This is a genomic window from Xanthomonas sp. NCPPB 3583 (assembly GCF_041475715.2).
Lineage (GTDB): Bacteria > Pseudomonadota > Gammaproteobacteria > Xanthomonadales > Xanthomonadaceae > Xanthomonas > Xanthomonas euvesicatoria.
This window is the reverse complement of the sequence record NZ_CM191263.1, coordinates 1,849,010-1,868,600: the sequence shown is the minus strand read 5'-3', so window position 1 is coordinate 1,868,600 and position 19,591 is coordinate 1,849,010. Positions and strand designations below refer to the sequence as shown.

Sequence of the window (19,591 nt, the reverse complement as noted above, 5' to 3'; positions counted from 1 at the left end):
CGCCCCAAACCTTCGCGCATAAAAAAACGCCGGTTTTCACCGGCGTTTTTGCTCAACTGCGTCGCGTTGGCGCTGCGATCATGCGTCAGTTGGCGGCGCCTCACTCACACTTGCGCCTGCTTCGTCCACCACCTCATCCACTTCATCCAGCGACGCGTCCAGGCGTTCCACCGCCTGCAACTTTTCGCCCTTGGACAAGCGGATCAGCGTGACGCCCTGCGTGTTACGGCCAACGCGCGAGATCTCCGAACCACGCGTGCGCACCAGCGTGCCGCCATCTGAAATCAACAGCACTTCGTCGGTGGCGCCCAGCAGCACTGCACGCACCAGCTTGCCGTTGCGCTCGGTGGTCTGGATGCCGATCACGCCCTGGGTGCCACGCCCCTTGCGCGGGTACTCGGTCAGCGGGGTGCGCTTGCCGTAGCCGTTCTCGGTGGCCGTCAGGATGTAGGCCACATTGCCGTCGTCGGCGACCTCGATCACGGCAGACTCGCCGCCATCGGTGGCTTCCACCACGTCATCGACCTCCTCGCCTTCGATCTCTTCTTCGACACCGCCAGCACGCTCGGCCACGATCAGGCTGACCACTTCCTCGCCCTTGGTCAGACGGATACCGCGCACACCGGTGGCGGTACGGCCCATCGAACGCACGGTGGATTCGCCAAAGCGCACGGTCTTGCCGTTGGAAGCGAACAGCAACACGTCGCGGTCGCCATCGGTCAAGGCCACCCCGACCAGCGCATCGCCCTCGTCCAGGTTGATGGCGATCTTGCCGCGCGCCAGACGGAAGGCGAATTCGCTCAACGGCGTCTTCTTGACCGTGCCGTTGCGTGTGGCGAAGAACACGTAGCGGTTGTCGGCGTATTCGCGCACCGGCAGCACCGCCTGCACGCGCTCGCCGGCTTCCAGCGGAATCCAGTTGATGATCGGCCTGCCACGCGCATTGGAGCCGGCTTCCGGCAACTGGTGCACCGGCAGCCAGAACACCTTGCCGCTGCTGGTGAAAGTCAGCAGCGTGTCATGCGTGTTGACCAGCCACAGCTGGTCGATGAAATCTTCTTCCTTGGTCGCTGCGGCAGAGCGGCCACGGCCACCGCGGCGCTGCGCGCGGTACGCGCTCACCGGCTGGCGCTTGGCGTACCCGGCGTGCGACAGCGTCACCACCACGTCTTCCGGCGCGATCAGATCCAGGATGTCCAGATCTTCTTCGCTGTGACGGATTTCGGTGCGGCGCTCGTCGCCATATTCTTCGCGGATATTGATCAGCTCGTCGCGGATCACCTGCAGCAGCACGTCCGGGTTTTCCAGGATGCGGATCAGGCCTTCGATGACGCCGAGCAACTGCTTGTACTCGTCGGTCAGCTTTTCCTGTTCCAGGCCGGTCAGGCGATGCAGACGCATTTCCAGGATCTGCGAGGCCTGCACTTCGCTGAGCTGGTAGAAGCCCTGGATCAGGCCCACGCCCGGCGGCAGATCTTCCGGCTTGGAGGCTTCGGCGCCGGCGGCGCCCAACAGCGCGCCCACCAGGCCCGGTTGCCAGGTCTTGGCCAGCATGCGCTCGCGCGCTTCCTGCGGGTTGGCCGAGGTCTTGATCAACTCGATCATTTCATCGATGTTGGCCAACGCAACGGTCAGGCCTTCCAGCACGTGCGCACGCGCACGCGCCTTGCGCAGTTCGAAAATGGTGCGGCGGGTGACCACCTCGCGGCGGTGGCGGATGAACGCCTCCAGCATCTGCTTGAGGTTCATCAACTGCGGGCGGCCGTCGATCAGCGCCACCATGTTGATGCCGAACACCGCCTCCATCTGGGTCTGCTGGTACAGGTTGTTGAGCACAACCTCGGCAGATTCGCCGCGCTTGACTTCGATGTAGATGCGCATGCCGTCCTTGTCGGACTCATCGCGCAACTCGCTGATGCCTTCGAGCTTCTTTTCCTTGACCAGCTCGGCGATCTTCTCGATCAGCCGCGCCTTGTTGACCTGGTACGGGATCTCGGTGACGACGATCGCCTCGCGACCATTGTCGGCCACTTCCACATCGGCCTTGGCGCGGATGCGCACACGGCCACGGCCGGTGCGGTAGCCGGCCGCGATGCCGGCGGTGCCATTGATGATGCCGGCGGTGGGGAAATCCGGGCCGGGGATGTATTCCATCAGGCCTTCGACATCCAGCTCGGGCGTGTCGATCAGCGCGATGCAGGCGTTGATCGCCTCGGTCAGGTTATGCGGCGGGATATTGGTGGCCATGCCCACCGCGATACCGGCCGAGCCATTGACCAGCAGGCTCGGGAACCGGGTCGGCATGACCGTCGGTTCCTGTTCCTTTTCGTCGTAATTGGGCTGGAAATCGACGGTTTCCTTGTCGATGTCGGCCATCAGCTCATGCGCCAGCCGCGACATGCGCGACTCGGTGTAACGCATTGCCGCAGCGGAGTCGCCGTCGACCGAACCGAAGTTACCCTGACCGTCGACCATCATGTAGCGCAGCGAGAACGGCTGCGCCATGCGCACCAGCGTGTCGTACACCGACTGGTCGCCGTGCGGATGGTATTTACCGATGACGTCGCCGACGATACGCGCCGACTTGAAGTAGGCCTTGTTGCTGTGTGCGCCCAGCTCGTGCATCGCGTACAGCACGCGCCGGTGCACAGGCTTGAGGCCATCACGGGCATCGGGGAGTGCGCGGCCCACGATCACGCTCATCGCGTAATCGAGGTAGCTCTTGCGCATCTCGTCTTCCAGGTTGACCTGGATGATTTCCTTGGCGGTTTCTGCCATTCGGGTTCCGTATGTGAGGTGGCGGGCGAGCCGGAAAGCCGCGTCGGGAGCGCCCTTGCATCAGGCTGCCGACCCCACGCTCCCGCCGATCGATTCAAGCGCCGGATTGTACCACGGCAGGGCATCCCGACGCCTCCGCTTTACCAGCCAGAAACAAGCACTTGCAGGGAGTTTGGGCGGCGTTGGAAGCCGGGCGGCCGGCCCCGGGCTCAGGCGCCGAAGGCGGCCTGCATCCGCGCCAGGTCCGGCTGCGCGATCACGCCGCGTTCGGTGACGATTGCGTCGATCAGATCGCCCGGAGTGACGTCGAAAACCGGGTTCCAGGCATGGATGCCATCGGCCACCGTCCTGACCCCGCCCACGCCGAACAACTCGCCGGGATCGCGCTGCTCGATCTCGATCTGGTCCCCGCTGGCCGTTGCCATATCCACCGTGGACGACGGCGCCACCACCATGAATTTGACCCCGTGGTGGCGCGCGGCGATGGCCAGCTGGTAGGTGCCGATCTTGTTGGCGGTATCGCCATTGGCGCAGATACGATCGGCGCCGACGATCACCCACTGCACCAGTCCGGATTTCATCAGATGCGAGGCCGCCGAATCGGCGATCAGGGTGGCGTCGATACCGTCCTGCTGCAGCTCCCACACGGTCAGGCGTGCGCCCTGCAGCCACGGCCGGGTCTCTCCGGCGAACACCTTGGCAATGCGCTGTTGCGCCATGCCGGCGCGGATCACGCCCAGTGCGGTACCAAAGCCGGCGGTGGCCAGCGAGCCGGTGTTGCAATGGGTGAGCACGCCGCTGCCCGGTGCGATCAACGCGGCGCCAAGCGCGCCCATGTGGCGGTTGGCGGCCAGGTCTTCATCGGCGATGGCCTGCGCCTCGCGCGCGATCACCTCGCGCCAGTCGGCGCCGGCCGCGCCCAGTACGCGGCGCATGCGCATCAGCGCCCAGGCCAGGTTGACGGCAGTCGGACGCGCCGCGTTGAGCCGCAGCAGCGCCGGCTCCAGCTTCTGCAGCGCAGCGCTGCCGTCGTCGGCAGCGATGTCGCGCGCGGCCAGCACCACGCCCCAACCTGCCGCAATGCCGATCGCCGGCGCACCGCGCACGGCCAGCGAATGGATCGCCTCGGCCACCGCGTCGCTGCTATCGCAACGCACATGCGCCACCTCGAAAGGCAGCTTGCGTTGGTCGAGCAATTCAAGGGCATCGCCGGTCCACAGCAGTGGCCGGATGTGGTCGTAGCGGGCGTAATCGATATGGGCGCTGTCGTTCATGCGTCCATTGTAAGGCGCGCGCAGCGCCTGCGCCGTTGCATGACCGCGCGGCCTTGGCGCGGCCAACAAACCCACTGCGCAGCCGGCAGGCGGGCGCAGCCGGTGCCGGTGCCCGGAATCGGCAGGTACCACTCGTACACCTGCGCTGACGGCGCGTCATCCCGACCCGCCTGACGACTGCGCGCGATGTCGTGTTGGCCGCTCTCAGTCGACGATGAACTCGGCGCGGCAGCCGTCGTTCACCCACACCCCGTCGCGGCTCCAGCCCCAGGTCTGGCCTTCCACGCAGGGCGTTTTGGACATCTGCCGGCCCAGGCGCACCGCACGTTCCACCGACACGCCGCAGGTGCGCCGCGCGCTTTTCTTCGATTCGCAGGTAACCATGCGCGGCACCGCGACAAAGCCGGAGCCATCTTCTGCGCCCACTTCGAATTCGCCGTCGCATCCACGCGAGACCCAGATTTCGTTGCGGCGAACGCCCCAGGTGCGCCCTTCCTTGCATGGCCACATCGAGCGTTGCCGCAGCAGCCGCACCGGCGCGCCCCGCAGCACCACCGGGCACGCCACCGTGCCTCCATTGGAATCGCAGCGCACCACGCGGCGCATCACGGTTGCGGTCTTCGCACGGGTCGCTGCGAATTCGGCGCGGCAGCCTTGTTCGACCCACACGCCGTCGCGTTCGACATCCCATTCGCTACCGCGGATGCAGCTGGTTTCGGAGAGCTGGCGCACCAGTTGCACGCCCTGGGCGGTGTCCATCGCGCAGTGCACGCGCGCCAGGTCCTTGGACTCGCAGCGCACCACGCCGGCTGCGCGGTCGGACGCGCGCGCATCGGCGAGCAGCAGCAGCGGCAAGCACCACAAACCGCATAAGCTGACCAGCCACTTCATGCCGACAATCCTCACCCCGAACGATCTTCGTCGCGCCCCCGTGGACGTGAAGATGAGAGCATCATCGATGTGAAGATAGCAATACGGCGCCGATGACAGCCAGATGACTCAGGCGCGGGCGAAGTCGAACGCCAGCACGTCGGCAATCTGCGTGGTGCCGCGCAAGGCCATCAACAGGCGATCCACGCCCACCGCCACACCGGCGCAGTTAGGCAACTGCGACAACACCGCCAGCAGGCGCTCGTCCAACGGCAGCTGCGGCAATCCACGTGCCGCACGCACGGCGTTGTCGCGCACGAAGCGCGCACGCTGCTCCTGCGCATCGTTCAGTTCGTGATAGCCATTGGCCACCTCGAAACTGCCCAGATACAGCTCGAAGCGCTCGGCGACCGGCGGATCGTCGTGGCGGATCCGCGCCAACGCACACTGACTGGCCGGCCAATCGTGCACTACCGTCAGGGTGTCGGCGGCAAAGCACGGCTGGATGCGATGGGTCATCAGCAGGTCCAGCCAATCGTCGCGGGTCAGACCCACAGGATCGATCGCCACGTCATGCAAGGCAGCGCGTAGCGTTTCGATCGGGTCGCACAATGGGTCGATGCCCAACGCCTGCACAAAGAGCGCGCGATACGTCAGCACCTGCACCCTCGCCTGGCGCCCGACCAGCGCCAGCGCGCGACGCACCAGTTCGATGGTCTCCTGCGCCAGGCTGCGATCGTTCCAGCCCACCCGATACCATTCGAGCATGCTGAACTCGGGGTTGTGACGGCCACCGGCTTCGCCGTTGCGAAACACCCGGCCCAGTTCGTAGCAATCGCCCAGGCCGGCGGCTAGCAGGCGTTTAAGCGGATACTCCGGCGAGGTACGCAACCAGCGCAGCGGCGCGCCAGCATCGACATGACCGGTGAAGCGCGTACTGAAACTTTCGATATTCGGTTCGGTATTGCCGGCCTCCGAAAGCACCGGCGTTTCCACTTCCAGTACGCCGCGTTCGGCGAAGAAGTCGCGGATCGTGGCGTTGAGCCGCGCCCGCAACTGCAGCGCGGCCAGATCCAACTGCGCCGTGCTCATGGCTGTTGGCCGTGGTCGCCCAGGAAGGCCAGCAGACGCGCTTCGTCCCAGATCTCCACGCCCAGCGACTGCGCCTTGTCGAGCTTGGAACCGGCTTCTTCGCCGGCCACCAGAAATGCCGTCTTCTTGGAGACGCTACCGGCGACCTTGGCGCCCAATGCTTCGAGCCGCTGCTTGGCCGCATCGCGCGTCAGCGCAGCCAGGGTCCCGGTGATGACCACGGTCTGGCCATCGAGCGGGCCGGCCTGCAGCGCATCGGCTTGGGGCAGACGCGCCAGCACGGTTTCCATCGCCTGCTGCGCCGCATTCGCGAGCGCAGTGTTTTCGGGGCGATCCAGCCATTGCAGCAATGCGGCCACCACGGGTGCCGGAACGCCGGCCTGCTGCAAGGCATCGGCACCGGCCGTGCGCAGCGCAGCGAACGAATCCACCGCCGCGGCAAGCTGCTGCGCGCGCACCGGCGTCACCTTGGGAATGTCCATGTCTTCCAGCACGCTGGCAAAACTCAGCGCCTCGCGCAGCTTGGGCGAAGGTGGATGCGTATCGCCGATGCGCACGCCACGCTGCAGCAGGTCATCGATGGCCTGCTGATTGCCGGCCTGATCGAAGAAGTGCCCAAGCGAACGCGCCACTTCGCCGCCGATGTCCGGCACGCGCTTGAACAGCGGCCACGGCAGATGCCGGATCAATTCCAGGTCGCCGAACCAGGCCGACAACGCCTTGGCCGTGCTTTCGCCCACATGCTCGATACCCAGCGCAAACAGGAAACGCTCCAGCGTGGTGTCGCGCGATGTTTCGATCGCCTCGATCAGATTCTCCGCCCACTTGGTGGCGATCTTCTTGCGGTTCCAGTCGAAGCGCGGCAAGCCTGCGCGCAGCAGATCGGCCTGCCAGGTCTGCGGCACGTCGCGCTCGCCGGCCAGGTCCACGCCGATGCCGACCACGCTGGTTTCCAGCTGCGCATATGCGCCGCTGGCCAGATGCTCGCGCGCCTCGCGCAAGAACGCGTGCGGACTCTCGGCCGTGCTGATCAGGCGCAATTGCAGCAGCTGATCCACGCTTAGCAGATACAGGTCGGCCACGCCTTTCACCAGGCCACTGTCGACCAGCACTTCGATGAATTTTTCGCCCAGGCCGTCCACATCCATCGCGCGCCGCGAGACAAAATGCCGGAACGCCTCCTTGCGCTGCGCCGGGCAGGTCAACTCGCCGGAACAGCGCCAGACCGCCTGACCTTCTTCGCGCACGATCTGCGAACCGCACACCGGGCATTGCGTCGGCATCTGCCAGGCCTGGGTACCGGGCGGGCGCTGGTCGGCCACCACAGCGGCCACTTCAGGAATGACGTCCCCGGCGCGGCGCACGATCACCGTGTCGCCCACGCGCACATCCAGCCGCGCGATCTGGTCGGCATTGTGCAGCGTGGCATTGGTGACGATCACCCCGGCCACATGCACCGGCTTCAGGCGCGCCACCGGCGTGGCCGCACCGGTGCGGCCGATCTGGATCTCGATCGCCTCGACCGTGGTGGACTGCTCCTGTGCGGGGAACTTGTGCGCAATCGCCCAACGCGGCGCGCGCGAGACGAAGCCCATTTCGCGTTGCCCGGCCAGATCGTCGAGCTTGTACACCACGCCATCGATATCGAAGGCCAGCCCATCGCGTGCGGCACCGATGCGCTGGTAATACGCCAGCAGACCATCGCTGCCCTGCACCACCTCGACCAGCGCGCTGACCGGAAAGCCCCACGCACGCAGTTGCGCCAGGATCGCCGAATGGGTCTGCGGCAATGCGCCTTCGCTCACTTCGCCGACGCCGTAGGCAAAGAAGCTCAGCGGGCGCTGCGCGGTGATGCGCGCATCCAGCTGGCGCAGCGAGCCGGCCGCGCCATTGCGCGGGTTGGCCAGCACCTTGCCGCCCTGCGCACGCATCTGTGCGTTGTAGGCTTCGAACGCGGCGCGCGGCATGTAGACCTCGCCGCGCACTTCCAGCACCTGCGGCCAGCCCTCGCCGCGCAGCCGCAATGGAATCGCCTTGACGGTGCGCAGGTTGGCGCTGACATCCTCGCCGGTGGCGCCATCGCCGCGCGTGGCGCCCTGCACGAACTCGCCATTCTCGTAGCGCAGGCTGATTGCCAGGCCATCGAGTTTGGGTTCGGCCGAAAACAGCGGTTGCTTGACCTCCAGCCGCTCGCTGATGCGGCGCACGAACTCGGTCACTTCCTCCTCGCTGAACGCATTGCCCAACGACAGCATCGGCAAGGCATGCCGCACTTCGGCAAACCGCGAGGCGGCCAGATGGCCGACGCGCTGGGTTGGCGAATCGGCACTGGCCAATTCCGGGTGCGCGCGCTCCAAGGCCTCCAGCTCGCGCATCAACTTGTCGTAATCGGCGTCGGCCATCTGCGGCTCGTCGAGCACGTGATACCGGTAGTTGGCGTCTTCGATGCGACGGCGCAGGGCATCGATGCGCTGAGCGGGATCCGGGCTGGCAGTCATACGATCGCAGGGCTGGCTCTGGGCCGCCTATTCTAACGGGCCATGCCGATGCCAAGGTCAGCGGTGCGGGTGCCGTTCGCGATGACTGAGCGATGCTTGAGCGATGGATGAAGTCGTTTGCGTCGATGCGCACCGGGTGCGTCAGCACCCATTCGCATCCGGGCTGGACAGCGGGCCCGGCAGGAGCACGGCCATTACAGCCAGCCACCGTCACGCCACCTGTCTCTGCCGTCCAACGCCTGCAAGCACGCGTCGAACCAGTTTTATGGCAATTCCCCGATAGGCAGACAGACACAAACCCGCTAGCGTGGCGCCCTCTTTGCCCGCCGCCTATGGAGTTCGCCGTGTCGTTGCCCGTCTCGCGCCGTTCGTTTCTCAGCCTCGCTACCACCGGCGTGGCGGTTTCCGCACTGGGGCTGGCACCCGCAGCCGAAGCGGCCCGCAAGCGCGCCGCGGCGCCGGCAACGCCGGGCGTGGCCGCGGCGGCCGGCACGGTCTACCTCAACCTCAACGAGCATCCGCTCGGGCCTGCCCCGGCCGCCTTGGACGCTGCCACCCGTTCGCTGGCACGCTCGGGCCGCTACCTGCTCGAGATGGAGCAGGATCTGCGTAACCTGATGACCGGCGAGCTGCAGCTGCCCAACGATCATCTGTCGTTATTCCCCGGGTCGCGGGACGCGCTGAACCGTGCCGGCAGCCTGTTCACGTCCGCGCGTGCAGGGCTGGTGGTGGCCGACCCGAGCTTCGACCCGTTGATCGAAAGCGCCACCGCCCGCGAGGTGGCCGTACGCAAGGTGCCGCTGCGTGCCGATGGCGCGCATGACGTCAAGGCGATGGCCAAGGCCGACCCGACTGCCGGCATGCTGTACCTGTGCAACCCCGGCAACGCCACCGGCGCCACCACCCCGCGCGCCGACATCGAATGGTTGCTGGCCAACAAACCGGCCAGCGCCGTGCTGGTGGTCGACGAGGCGTACATCCACTACAGCAACGAGCCCTCGGTGGCCGATCTGGTGCGTCAGCGCCAGGATCTGATCGTGCTGCGCAGCTTCTCCAAGCTCTACGGCATGGCCGGCCTGCGCCTGGGCGCCGCCCTTGCCCCGCCCGGCCTGCAGACCAAACTTGCCGCTTTCGGCAGCAACCCGGTGTCGGTTCCGGCAATGGCCGCCGGTATCGCCAGCCTGCGCGACCCGCTGCTGGTGCAGACCCGCCGCGCCGAGAACGCCCGCGTACGCGAGGAGACCATCGCCTGGCTCAAGGGCAAGGGCTACACCTGCCTGCCCTCGCAAGCCAACTGCTTCCTGCTGGACGTCAAGCGCGATGCGAGCGTGTTCGCCGATTCGATGCAAAAGCAGGGCGTCATCGTCGGCCGCAGCTGGCCGATCTGGCCCAAGCGCGTGCGCGTCAGCGTGGGGACCGAAGCGGAAATGCTGCGCTTCCGCGAGGCATTCGGGAAAGCCAAGCGTTGAGCACTCAGCACTGAGTGGTAGATCCTTCTCCCTGGGGACATTGTCCTCTTTCATGGGGGAGAAGGTGCTCCGAAGGGGTGGATGAGGATGCGAGCGACGCCTGGCGTTGTCCGGCTGCACGAGGGCTTCGCCCCGTACCCGCACCCCACCCCCTCTCCCGCAGGAGAGGGGCTTTAAGTTCCTAGCGATCCAATCCATCAGGCTCCGGTGCGCGCAGCGTGCGGCGGATCCACAGATAGCTGATGACGAAGGTCAGCGCCATCGAGCCGGCGTTCCACAACAGCAGCTCGTGCAGTAGCGGCGGGCCTTGCAGGATGTGCAGGTAATAGCGGCGATCCAGCAGCGCGATGGCGTGCGGCATGAACACGCTGACGAAAGGCGTCGGCACCGGCGCGACCAGCAACGTGATCGCGGCAGCAAAGCCCACGACCACCCAGGGCGAATGTCGCGGCCTTTTGCGCAGGCGCGCGGCGATCCTGGTGAAGATCCACAACAACGGCATCGCCAAGATCGCCCACAGCACCAGCAGCAACGCCACCGCCAACACGCCCCGCAGGCTCAACATGTCAACTCACCAGCGCGGCGACTTGGTCAGCGGCGGTGCCTGGTGCTGGCGATCGTAGGCGCGTAGTTCGTCGCGGATATGCGCAACACGCTGGCGGCCCAACGCATTGCGGCTGTCGTCCAACACCACGCCATCCAGCAGCTCGGCCATGCGCTGCACGGTGGGCAGCATTTTTTCCCAGGCGTCGAGCGCAGTCATCGGTGCCGGCAGCGTGAGAAAGAACGCAATCGCCGGCGTCTGCATCTCGCGGATGTTGGCCATGTCGAAACTGCCGGGCTTGAGGATGCTGGCCATGCTGAAGATCGGCCCGCGCTCCGGGTGGCCTTCCACCAAGCGGTGGAACACGTTCATGTGGCCGAACACCAGCCCGGTCTTCTCTGCGGCCACCACCACATCTTCGCCGCGCAACACCTGGCCCGCCTTGGCGGCCACGAACAACGACACGATCTTGTCGAAATCCTGGTTCGGGCGCTTGCCAACCTCGTTGCCGCCGGAAGCATCCTGCCCTTCCAGGTTGAGCTCGCTCTGCTCGACGCCTTCTGCGCGTTCTGCAGCGTCACCCTCCACACCAAACTCGCTGGAAATCACCGGCTCGCGCCGTTCGCGCTGCTGGCCTTCGTCCTTGTCGACCCGGCGCCCTTGCGGCGATTTCTTCGGGCGACCAAACAGGAAGATGGCCGCGACCAGCAGCAGTCCAGCGATCAGGATCCCGATCCGGATCATGGCCATGTCGGACATTCAGCGTGCCTCCGCATAAGAGTGACAGGTGTCGTTATTCCAACAAGCATGGCACGTCATGCCGCACCCGCCAAACGTGCGGCCTCTTCCAGGTCCACGCTGACCAGACGGCTGACGCCCGGCTCGCGCATGGTCACGCCGGAGAGCTGGCGCGCGGCTTCCATCGTGGCCTTGTTGTGGCTGACGAACAGGAACTGCACCTTTTCGCTCATCTCGCGCACCATGTTGGCAAGACGGCCGACATTGGCTTCGTCCAGCGGCGCGTCCACTTCGTCGAGCAGGCAGAACGGCGCCGGGTTGAGCTGGAAGATCGCAAACACCAGCGCCACCGCAGTCATTGCCTTCTCGCCGCCGGAAAGCAGCGAAATGCTCGACACGCGCTTGCCCGGCGGGCGCGCCATGATGGTGACGCCGGTGTCGAGCAGGTCTTCGCCGGTGAGTTCCAGATACGCATGGCCGCCGCCGAACAGGCGCGGGTACAGCGCCTGCACGCCGGAGTTGACGCGGTCGAAGGTGTCCTTGAAGCGGCCGCGGGTCTCGCGATCGATCTTGCGAATGGCTTCTTCCAGCGTTTCCAGCGCGGTGTTGAGATCCAGGTTCTGCGCGTCCAGGTATTCGGAGCGTTGCGCGGCCTCGCCGTACTCCTGGATGGCGGCCAGGTTCACCGGCTCCAGGCGACGCATGCGCGCGTCGATCTGGCCAACGGCCGCTTCCCATTCGGCCACGTTGGCCGCCTCGGGCAACCCGTTGACCACGTCTTCCAGCACGAAGCCCGCCTTGACCACCGCCGCTTCCAGTTGCTCGGCATTGAGCACCAGCGCCTGTTGATCGAGCTTGCGTTGCGAAATGCGCTCGCGCTGCGCCAGCGCTTGTTCGTCGCGTTGTTGGCGGGTCTGTTCGAAGCTGCGCAGCTCGCTGTCTATGCTGTCGAGCAGGGTGCGCGCTTCGCCCAGCGCGCGCTCTGTGCGCACGCGTTCGCTCAACGCGGCCTGATGTTCGTGTTCCAGTGTTTCCACCGGCGAATCGCCTTCGCTCAGCTGGGCGACCAGATCTTCCAGGCGCGTATCGAGCTGCCCGCGCTGGCTGTCCATGCGTTCCAGGGTCTGGCTCAGCGATGCGATCTGGGTGCGTTGCGACTCCAGCGTCAGCGCCAATGCATGCATCGCATCGCGCACGCCGCGCGCGGCATCGCGCGCCTGATCGCGTGCATCGGTGAGTTGACGGCGCTCGCTTTCCAGCGCTTCGCGCGTGCCCTGCAGATCGCCCATCAGGGTGACTGCGTCTTCGAGTTTTGCGCGCGCCTCGCGGGCCTGCTCGCGGCTGGTGTCCAGCGTTTCCAGCAGTTGCGCCAATTCGGTTTCGATGCGCTCGATGCGCGTGCGCGCCGCGTCGACCTTGCCCTGCTGACTCTGCAATTGCCCGGCCAGTTCGGAAACGCTGCGGTGCGCCATGTACAGCTGGCGCTGCGCGTCTTCGCGCTGCTGCTCTGCCGCCAGCGATTGTTCGCGAAAGCTGGAGAGCTGATGTTCAAGCTCGGCTTCGCGCTCCTGCAAGGTTTCGATCTGCGTACGCAGTTCTTGAATCTCGCGCTCACGCAGCAACGCGCCCTGCTTGGCCGCGCCCGAGCGCGAGACGCGCACCCAACCCTCGCCCAGCCGCTCGCCAGTGCGGGTGATCACCGAATCGCCTTCGGGCAGGCTGCGTTGCAGCGTGCGCGCAGCGTCCAGATCCTCGGCGGTGTGCAGACGCGCAAGCAGGCGACGGATCGCGATCGGCCCCTGCACCTTGGCGGCCAGCGAGGTCGGCGCGAAGCTCGCATTGTCAGTGGCACTGGACACCAGCGCGATGCGACCATCGCCCAACTCGCCCAGCGCGTCGACCAATTGTTCCGGCGCCTCCACCAGCACGCCTTCGATCAACTGCCCCAAGGCGCCTTCGACCGCGTTTTCCCAGCCGCTCTCGACGCTGATGCGCTCGCCCACGCGCGCGGCCGAATCCAGTCCGCGCGACTTCAGCCACGCCACTGCGGCGCCCTGCTCCTGGCCGAGCGCGGCCTGCTGCAGGGTTTCCAGCGACGACAGCCGGCCACGCGCAGCCTGCGCCTGTTTGCGCACTTCGGCCAGCTCGCCCTGGCTGGCGCGTTGCTGTTCCTGCAGCCCAGCGAGCGCGTGCTTGCGCGCCTCGACCTGCTCGGTCAGGCCGTCCAGCGAGGTCTTCTGGGTTTCATGACGCAGTTCGATCTGCTCGAACGCCTCGGCCAATGCGTCCAGGTCCAGCCCGGCACGCTCGTTGACCAGTGCTTCGCGGCGGCGGTCGGCTTCCAGTGCCTGGCGGTCCAGATAATCGACGCGCGTGCGCTCCACTTCACCGGCACGCGAGGCTTCGCCGGTGTCGCGGTTATGGGTTTCCCAGCGCTGCTGCCAGTCGGCCAGCCGCGCTTCGGCTTCGCGTAGCGACTCCTGGCGGAATTCGTGGTCTTCGCGCAGTTGCTCCAGTTGCGGTTCGGCGGCGGCGACCGCTTCGCGCAGCACGCTCAATTTGGCCGAGTCGCCGCTGATGTGCTGGGTCAATTCCTGCAGCTGGCTTTGCGCCTCATCGCGCGCCTTGTGCAAGCGATGCGAGAGTTCGCGTTGGTGCTGGATCTGCTGCTCGATACGCGCCAACGCGCCACCGACCTGGTAGACGTCGGCTTGTGCCTTGGCCACCGCTTCGGCGGCTTCTTCGCGGCGCACGCGGCCGGTCTCGATGCGTGCTTCGGCATCGCGTTGCTCGGCAATCAATTGTTGCAGGCGTGTCTCTTCCTGATTCAACTTCTCGCGCAGGCCCTGCAACCGACCATCCAGACCGCGGTATTCCAGCGCCTTCCACTCGGCGTCCTTGATCCGGCGCTCTTCCTGCAATGCCTGGTATTGCTCGGCCTGCCGCGCCTGGCGCTGCAGATGCGCCAGCTGCTTGGTGATTTCTTCGCGCAGGTCGCTCAGACGGTCGAGGTTTTCGCGCGTATGCCGAATACGCGTTTCGGTTTCCTTGCGGCGTTCCTTGTACTTGGAAATGCCGGCGGCTTCTTCCAGATAGACGCGCAGGTCTTCCGGGCGCGCTTCGATGATCTGGCTGATCATGCCCTGCTCGATGATCGAGTAGCTGCGCGGCCCAAGGCCGGTGCCCAGGAACAGATCGGTGATGTCGCGGCGCCGGCATTTGGTGCCGTTGAGGTAGTAGGCGCTATTGCCGTCGCGGCTGACCAGGCGCTTGACCGAGATCTCGTTGAACGAGGCGAACTCGCCACTGATGGTGTGGTCGGAGTTGTCGAAGATCAGCTCCACCGTCGCCTGCGATACCGGCTTGCGCGCCGAAGAGCCGGAAAAGATCACGTCGGTCAGCGAATCGCCACGCAGGCGGCTGGCCGAGCTTTCGCCCATCACCCAGCGCACCGCGTCGATGATGTTGGACTTGCCGCAACCATTGGGGCCGACGATGCCGGTCATGTTGGTGGGCAGGTGCAAGGTGGTCGGGTCGACGAACGACTTGAAACCGGACAGCTTGATCGTGGACAGGCGCATGGGGACTGGAGATTCCGGGCACCGCGCGGACCAAGCCGGCAGGCGCTTTTCCTGTGAAGCCAGCACCCAAGCCCTTGATCCATAAGATCCGCGGGCCGTGGAACCAGCAATGGGGCATGAGTATAACGGGCATGCCCGCACTGGCGGCGGCGCCCCAAAAACGAAGGGCGCCCAACAAGGCGCCCTTCGGATGACACAAGTGGCCTGGATCAGGCGTCGGATTCGACGATGACCTTGACCGTGGTTTCCACATCCGCGTGCAGGTGCAGCACAACGTCGTATTCGCCGACATTGCGGAATGCGCCTTCGCCCAGGATCACTTCGCTCTTTTCCAGCGGCAGGCCGGCGGCGGTGAACGCCTCGGCGATGTCGCGCGGGCCAACCGAGCCGTACAGCTTGCCTTCGGTCGATGCATGCGCACCGATGGTGACGCTGGCGCCCTCGAACTTGGTGGCGCGGCTCTGTGCCTCGGCCAGGATGCTGTTGGCCTTGGCTTCGTACTCGGCGCGCTTGGTTTCGAACGCTTCAACGTTGGCAGCGGTGGCCGGCACGGCCTTGCCCTGCGGCACGAGGAAGTTGCGGCCGTAACCCGGCTTGACGCTGACCTTGTCGCCCAGGTTGCCCAGGTTGGTCACTTTCTGCAGAAGAATCAGATCCATGGTGGTACTCCGTTATTCGTTAGCGCCGGCATGTGGAGGGCGCAACGGGTGCTGTCCGAAAAGACGGGATTCGGGAATCGGGATTCGGGAATCGTAAAAGCACGATTAACACCGCATCTCGAATGACCGGCCTCTATATTTTTAATTACCCGCACACGGATGTGCGGGCTCTTCCAAGGGACTCGGATTAAACGTCGTGGTTGTCCGTGTACGGGATCAGCGCCAGGAAACGTGCGCGCTTGACGGCCGTGGCCAGCTGGCGCTGGTACTTGGACTTGGTACCGGTCACGCGGCTCGGCACGATCTTGCCGTTCTCGGTGAGGTACTGACGCAGGGTGTTGAGATCCTTGTAGTCGATCTCTTTGACGCCCTCGGCGGTGAACTTGCAGAACTTGCGACGACGGAAGAACTTGGACATGACAGCGCTCCTTAAGCGGCTTCGGCGTTGTCGCCGTCGTTATCGTTGGCGGCGGGCGCTTCACCCTCTTCGTCGTCACGACGACGACGCTCGCTACGCTCGGGCTTGTCGCCCTTCTCGTCCTTGCTCTTCATGATCAGCGACTGCTCGGTGTCGGCGCCATCGCGCTTGACGACCAGGTGACGCAGCACCGCATCGTTGAAGCGGAAGCTTTCCACCAGCTCGCTCAGCACGGCCTGGTCGACTTCGATGTTGAGCAGCACGTAGTGCGCCTTCACCAGGTTCTGGATCGGGTAGGCCAGCTGACGACGGCCCCAGTCTTCCAGGCGGTGGATGGTGCCGTTACCGCCCTCGATCAGCGACTTGTAGCGCTCGATCATGGCCGGGACCTGCTCGCTCTGGTCCGGATGGACCAGGAACACGACTTCGTAATGACGACTCATGTTGTTTTACCTTTCGGATGTGGCCACGTGGGCCGGACAGCTCCCCGGTGGTCCGCGCAAGCGGCCGGTGGAGCAAGGGTTTCCGCCCGGAATCGGGCAGGAAGCAGGAAAGTATGGCAGATCAGATGCTTAGCCGCAACAGACCGGGCAAGGGTACTTTCAAAGCCCCGCTCCTGCCGGGGCTCCAAGGCGCGGTCTGCGCGCCACTGGCGCGCGTGGCTTGGAGCGCCCGCGCTGCAAGCGCGGGCTGGGGCGCAGAGCGGGGGTCGGGGTGAGGATACGGGGCAAAGCCACTCGTGTCGTTCAACCACGCGAAGCTTCGCCCGTCCCCTCATCCGACCCTTTTGGGGCAGCCTCTCCCGGTGGGAGAAGGAAACACTCCAGCGCCGCTTGGCTCAGGTCGCGCTCAGCGATGCTCGTCCGCGGTGGTGAAGCTCTCCCCGCAGCCGCATTCGGCCGTGGCGTTGGGATTGCTGAAGGTGAAGGTCTCGCTCAGGCCGTGCTTGCCGAAGTCGATGCAGGTGCCATCCACCAGCGGCAGGCTGACAGGGTCGACGAAGATGCGTACCCCGCCCTGCTCGAAGACCGCGTCGTCGTCGCGCGCCTCGCGTGCCAGGTCGGTGACGTGGCCCCAGCCGGAACAACCGGTCTTGGTCACGCCAAAGCGCAGACCCAACGCACCCGGGGTCTGCTGCACGAAACGCTGCACGCGCTCCAGCGCGGCGGGGGTGAGGCTGACGGCCATGAGGGCACTCCGAAACAGTGGTGGCAAGTATAGCGAGGCCGCAACAACCGGGCAGAACGCTGAGTGGCGGCGTCCGCAACAGATGGGGGCAGCCTGCGCCTGCGACAAGCGCCGCCGTCGGCACGCGGTTCAGATGCTCGCGCCGGCGCGGCCGCAGCCAGTAAACTCGCAGGTCATTCAAGGTCGCTACGGCGAGGAACAGTCATGACGGTGGTCAGCGTTGAACATGCGCTTGCGGGAAAGCTCCCGGAAGGCGGCGAAGTCACGGTACGGGGGTGGGTGCGCACCTTGCGCGGATCTGCCGGACTGGCCTTCATCAACGTGACCGACGGCTCGTGCTTCGCTCCGATCCAGGTGGTGGCCAACGACACGCTGCCCAATTTCGACGAGATCAAGCGGCTGACCAGCGGCTGCTCGCTGATCGCCAAGGGCGTACTCGTCAAGTCGCAGGGCAAGGGCCAGTCGTTCGAGATCCAGGCCAGCGGCGTGGAGATCGTCGGTTGGGTCGAAGACCCGTTGACGTACCCAATCCAGCCCAAGCCGATGACGCCGGAATTCCTGCGTGAAGTGGCGCATCTGCGCCCGCGCACCAACCTGTTCGGTGCGGTGACCCGCATCCGCAACTGCTTGGCGCAGGCGGTGCACCGCTTCTTCCATCAGAACGGATTCAACTGGATCAGCACGCCGATCATCACCACCTCCGATGCCGAAGGTGCCGGGCAGATGTTCCGCGTCTCCACGCTGGACATGGTCAACCTGCCACGCGATGCCAGCGGCAATGTGGATTTCAGCCGCGATTTCTTCGGCAAGGAAACCTTTCTGACCGTGTCCGGCCAGCTCAACGTGGAGGCGTACTGCCTGGCGCTGAGCAAGGTCTACACCTTCGGCCCGACCTTCCGTGCCGAGAACAGCCACACCACGCGCCATCTGGCCGAGTTCTGGATGATCGAGCCGGAAATCGCCTTTGCCGATCTTGCCGAAGACGCACGCCTGGCTGAGCAGTTCCTCAAATATCTGTTCCGCGCGGTGCTCGATGAGCGTGGCGACGACCTGGCGTTCCTGGCCGAGCGCGTGGACAAGAACGCAATCACCAAGCTCGAAGCGTTCATCAATGCACCGTTCGAGCAGATCGACTACACCGAGGCGGTGAAGCTGCTGCAGAACTCCGGCAAGAAGTTCGATTTCCCGGTGGAATGGGGCCTGGACCTGCAGACCGAGCACGAGCGCTGGCTCACCGAAGAACACATCGGCCGCCCGGTGGTGGTGACCAATTACCCCGAGCACATCAAGGCGTTCTACATGCGCTTGAACGAAGACGGCAAGACCGTTGCGGCGATGGACGTGCTGGCGCCGGGCATCGGCGAAATCATCGGCGGCAGCCAGCGTGAAGAACGCCTGGACGTGCTCGACGCGCGCATGGCGCAGTTCGGCCTGGATAAGGAACACTACAGCTGGTATCGCGATTTCCGTCGCTACGGCTCGGTGCCGCATGCCGGCTTCGGCCTGGGCTTCGAGCGGCTGGTGGTGTACGTATGCGGGTTGAGCAACATCCGCGACGCGATCCCCTACCCGCGTGCGCCAGGCAGCGCGGAGTTCTGAGTGAGCTTGCCGGCCGCCGTCCCCCTGCTGCAATCGCTGGCCTTCTGGCTGGCGGCGATCATGGCCGGGCTGACGGCGGTACGGAGCGTGTTGCTGGCGCGGCTGGCAGCGCGCCAACTGGAGCCGCAACGCTGGTGGCAGACCGACGCCGCGCGCGCCGCAACCCGGCATGCCACCGGTCCAATGCGTTGGTCCATCGCCGCGTTGGTTATCGGCGCGACACTCCCCAAACTCGCACTCCTGCTGGCGGCCACATGACCCTGTTCTTCGCACTGTGTTTTGTCGGTGTCGCCGTCGCCGGGTTGACCGCGCTGCTGATCTTCTGGCCGCTGACCCTGGTGCACATGCGCGACCGCCACCCGGAGGCATTGGCCAGCTTCGGCGACCCTGCCTTCATCAGCCCTGTGGCGTTGCGCTGGTTATTGGCGCGCCGTTACCGCAGCTACCGCGACACTGCGCTGTCCGGTCTGGCCACACCCGCCTGGCTCTCGCTGCTCACCATCTTTTTCGGCCTGGGCATGGCGGCCCTGCTCGGCCTGCTTTCCAAGGTAATGCAATGACCACTTACGAAGACACCCTGCAGGGCGCCCGCGACTCCTGGTGGCTGGCCACGATCGGCCGCACGCTGATCTGGGCGCGCCTGCGCGTCAACGAAGCCGGCACCGCCGAGGTACTGGACAGCGACGGCAAGACGCTGCCCTACGACAGCGAAGACAGCGCACGCGCAGCCTTGTTCGATGCCGAATTCGTGGCACTGGAAGGGCTGGACGAGGAAGACGCGCTCATCCGCGGCTTTTCGCTGCATGAAGTCTCGCCGCCCCAAGGTAACGACGATGCCGAGCTGCGTGCGCGCATGGTCGTGAACATGGGCGGCCGCGCCTGA

At 65.5% G+C, this 19,591-nt stretch carries 17 protein-coding genes and 1 other RNA gene; 6 read left to right on the top strand and 12 right to left on the bottom strand.

The features are described 5' to 3' along the window. Positions 1-78 precede the first annotated feature (78 nt). Positions 79-2,778: a DNA gyrase subunit A gene (gene gyrA, locus ACCQ07_RS08370; protein ID WP_014089864.1), complete on the bottom strand. Its 2,700-nt coding sequence runs from the start codon at positions 2,776-2,778 to the stop codon at positions 79-81. 209 nt (positions 2,779-2,987) lie between these two features. Continuing rightward, entirely contained in the window at positions 2,988-4,052 is a 1,065-nt protein-coding gene (mtnA, locus tag ACCQ07_RS08365; protein ID WP_011347031.1) for an S-methyl-5-thioribose-1-phosphate isomerase, read from the bottom strand. A gap of 123 nt (positions 4,053-4,175) precedes the next feature. Here mtnA and ACCQ07_RS08360 point away from each other — a divergent pair. Beyond that, positions 4,176-4,252, top strand: a non-coding RNA gene (locus ACCQ07_RS08360) — sX9 sRNA. Between the two features lie 4 nt (positions 4,253-4,256). Here the strand turns inward: ACCQ07_RS08360 and ACCQ07_RS08355 are convergent. The 3 genes from ACCQ07_RS08355 to ligA form a co-directional block, all read right to left on the bottom strand. Beyond that, the gene (locus ACCQ07_RS08355) at positions 4,257-4,943 is read right to left on the bottom strand and encodes a DUF3011 domain-containing protein (protein WP_008576270.1); all 687 of its coding nucleotides are present in this window, start codon (positions 4,941-4,943) and stop codon (positions 4,257-4,259) included. 108 nt (positions 4,944-5,051) lie between these two features. Continuing rightward, positions 5,052-6,014 carry an EF-P lysine aminoacylase EpmA gene (epmA, locus tag ACCQ07_RS08350; protein ID WP_372363978.1) on the bottom strand — a complete coding sequence of 321 codons (963 nt, stop codon included), beginning with the start codon at positions 6,012-6,014 and terminating at the stop codon, positions 5,052-5,054. Further along, complete coding sequence (ligA, locus tag ACCQ07_RS08345) at positions 6,011-8,512, bottom strand: NAD-dependent DNA ligase LigA (RefSeq protein WP_109290677.1); 2,502 nt, start codon at positions 8,510-8,512, stop codon at positions 6,011-6,013. Before ligA ends, epmA begins: the two co-directional genes overlap by 4 nt. A 344-nt stretch (positions 8,513-8,856) precedes the next feature. On the opposite strand from ligA, the gene ACCQ07_RS08340 reads away from it, so the two are divergent. Next, positions 8,857-9,981 (top strand): pyridoxal phosphate-dependent aminotransferase, encoded by a 1,125-nt coding sequence (locus ACCQ07_RS08340; RefSeq protein WP_372363977.1) that lies wholly within the window; start codon positions 8,857-8,859, stop codon positions 9,979-9,981. Between the two features lie 181 nt (positions 9,982-10,162). Here the strand turns inward: ACCQ07_RS08340 and ACCQ07_RS08335 are convergent, their stop codons facing one another. From ACCQ07_RS08335 to ACCQ07_RS08305, 7 genes are all read right to left on the bottom strand, one after another. Then, a complete protein-coding gene (locus tag ACCQ07_RS08335; protein WP_014089859.1) occupies positions 10,163-10,546 on the bottom strand; it encodes a hypothetical protein in 384 nt (127 codons plus the stop codon). A 6-nt stretch (positions 10,547-10,552) separates the two neighbouring features. Continuing rightward, on the bottom strand, positions 10,553-11,284 hold the full coding sequence (gene zipA, locus ACCQ07_RS08330; protein WP_014089858.1) for a cell division protein ZipA: 732 nt from the start codon (positions 11,282-11,284) through the stop codon (positions 10,553-10,555). A gap of 56 nt (positions 11,285-11,340) precedes the next feature. Continuing rightward, entirely contained in the window at positions 11,341-14,844 is a 3,504-nt protein-coding gene (gene smc / locus ACCQ07_RS08325) for a chromosome segregation protein SMC (RefSeq protein WP_014089857.1), read from the bottom strand. 209 nt (positions 14,845-15,053) lie between these two features. After that, positions 15,054-15,503, bottom strand: a complete 450-nt coding sequence (rplI, locus tag ACCQ07_RS08320; protein WP_003485864.1) for a 50S ribosomal protein L9 — start codon at positions 15,501-15,503, stop codon at positions 15,054-15,056. Between the two features lie 187 nt (positions 15,504-15,690). Next, complete coding sequence (rpsR, locus tag ACCQ07_RS08315) at positions 15,691-15,921, bottom strand: 30S ribosomal protein S18 (protein ID WP_002804494.1); 231 nt, start codon at positions 15,919-15,921, stop codon at positions 15,691-15,693. 11 nt (positions 15,922-15,932) lie between these two features. Further along, complete coding sequence (gene rpsF / locus ACCQ07_RS08310; protein ID WP_003485869.1) at positions 15,933-16,364, bottom strand: 30S ribosomal protein S6; 432 nt, start codon at positions 16,362-16,364, stop codon at positions 15,933-15,935. A gap of 406 nt (positions 16,365-16,770) precedes the next feature. Beyond that, positions 16,771-17,109, bottom strand: coding sequence for a HesB/IscA family protein (locus ACCQ07_RS08305; RefSeq protein ID WP_372363974.1), 339 nt, complete (start codon positions 17,107-17,109; stop codon positions 16,771-16,773). 204 nt (positions 17,110-17,313) lie between these two features. Between ACCQ07_RS08305 and asnS the strand changes: the two genes are divergently transcribed. From asnS to ACCQ07_RS08285, 4 genes are read left to right on the top strand one after another with little or no spacing between them, the layout of a single operon-like run. Beyond that, positions 17,314-18,708, top strand: coding sequence for an asparagine--tRNA ligase (gene asnS, locus ACCQ07_RS08300; RefSeq protein ID WP_372172516.1), 1,395 nt, complete (start codon positions 17,314-17,316; stop codon positions 18,706-18,708). Continuing rightward, positions 18,709-18,966, top strand: coding sequence for a hypothetical protein (locus ACCQ07_RS08295; protein WP_029819147.1), 258 nt, complete (start codon positions 18,709-18,711; stop codon positions 18,964-18,966). Then, positions 18,963-19,268 (top strand): hypothetical protein, encoded by a 306-nt coding sequence (locus tag ACCQ07_RS08290; protein WP_008576283.1) that lies wholly within the window; start codon positions 18,963-18,965, stop codon positions 19,266-19,268. The genes ACCQ07_RS08295 and ACCQ07_RS08290 overlap by 4 nt, the downstream gene beginning before the upstream one ends. Then, entirely contained in the window at positions 19,265-19,591 is a 327-nt protein-coding gene (locus ACCQ07_RS08285) for a hypothetical protein (protein WP_008576284.1), read from the top strand. The genes ACCQ07_RS08290 and ACCQ07_RS08285 overlap by 4 nt, the downstream gene beginning before the upstream one ends.

Coding starts and splice junctions, on each gene's coding strand:
- ACCQ07_RS08355 (WP_008576270.1), bottom strand. CDS start 4,943: ATGAAGTGGCTGGTCAGCTTATGCGGTTTGTGGTGCTTGCCGCTGCTG.
- asnS (WP_372172516.1), top strand. CDS start 17,314: ATGACGGTGGTCAGCGTTGAACATGCGCTTGCGGGAAAGCTCCCGGAA.
- ligA (WP_109290677.1), bottom strand. CDS start 8,512: ATGACTGCCAGCCCGGATCCCGCTCAGCGCATCGATGCCCTGCGCCGT.
- ACCQ07_RS08335 (WP_014089859.1), bottom strand. CDS start 10,546: ATGTTGAGCCTGCGGGGCGTGTTGGCGGTGGCGTTGCTGCTGGTGCTG.
- ACCQ07_RS08290 (WP_008576283.1), top strand. CDS start 18,963: ATGACCCTGTTCTTCGCACTGTGTTTTGTCGGTGTCGCCGTCGCCGGG.
- mtnA (WP_011347031.1), bottom strand. CDS start 4,052: ATGAACGACAGCGCCCATATCGATTACGCCCGCTACGACCACATCCGG.
- ACCQ07_RS08285 (WP_008576284.1), top strand. CDS start 19,265: ATGACCACTTACGAAGACACCCTGCAGGGCGCCCGCGACTCCTGGTGG.
- epmA (WP_372363978.1), bottom strand. CDS start 6,014: ATGAGCACGGCGCAGTTGGATCTGGCCGCGCTGCAGTTGCGGGCGCGG.
- ACCQ07_RS08305 (WP_372363974.1), bottom strand. CDS start 17,109: ATGGCCGTCAGCCTCACCCCCGCCGCGCTGGAGCGCGTGCAGCGTTTC.
- rpsR (WP_002804494.1), bottom strand. CDS start 15,921: ATGTCCAAGTTCTTCCGTCGTCGCAAGTTCTGCAAGTTCACCGCCGAG.
- gyrA (WP_014089864.1), bottom strand. CDS start 2,778: ATGGCAGAAACCGCCAAGGAAATCATCCAGGTCAACCTGGAAGACGAG.
- zipA (WP_014089858.1), bottom strand. CDS start 11,284: ATGTCCGACATGGCCATGATCCGGATCGGGATCCTGATCGCTGGACTG.
- smc (WP_014089857.1), bottom strand. CDS start 14,844: ATGCGCCTGTCCACGATCAAGCTGTCCGGTTTCAAGTCGTTCGTCGAC.
- rpsF (WP_003485869.1), bottom strand. CDS start 16,364: ATGAGTCGTCATTACGAAGTCGTGTTCCTGGTCCATCCGGACCAGAGC.
- rplI (WP_003485864.1), bottom strand. CDS start 15,503: ATGGATCTGATTCTTCTGCAGAAAGTGACCAACCTGGGCAACCTGGGC.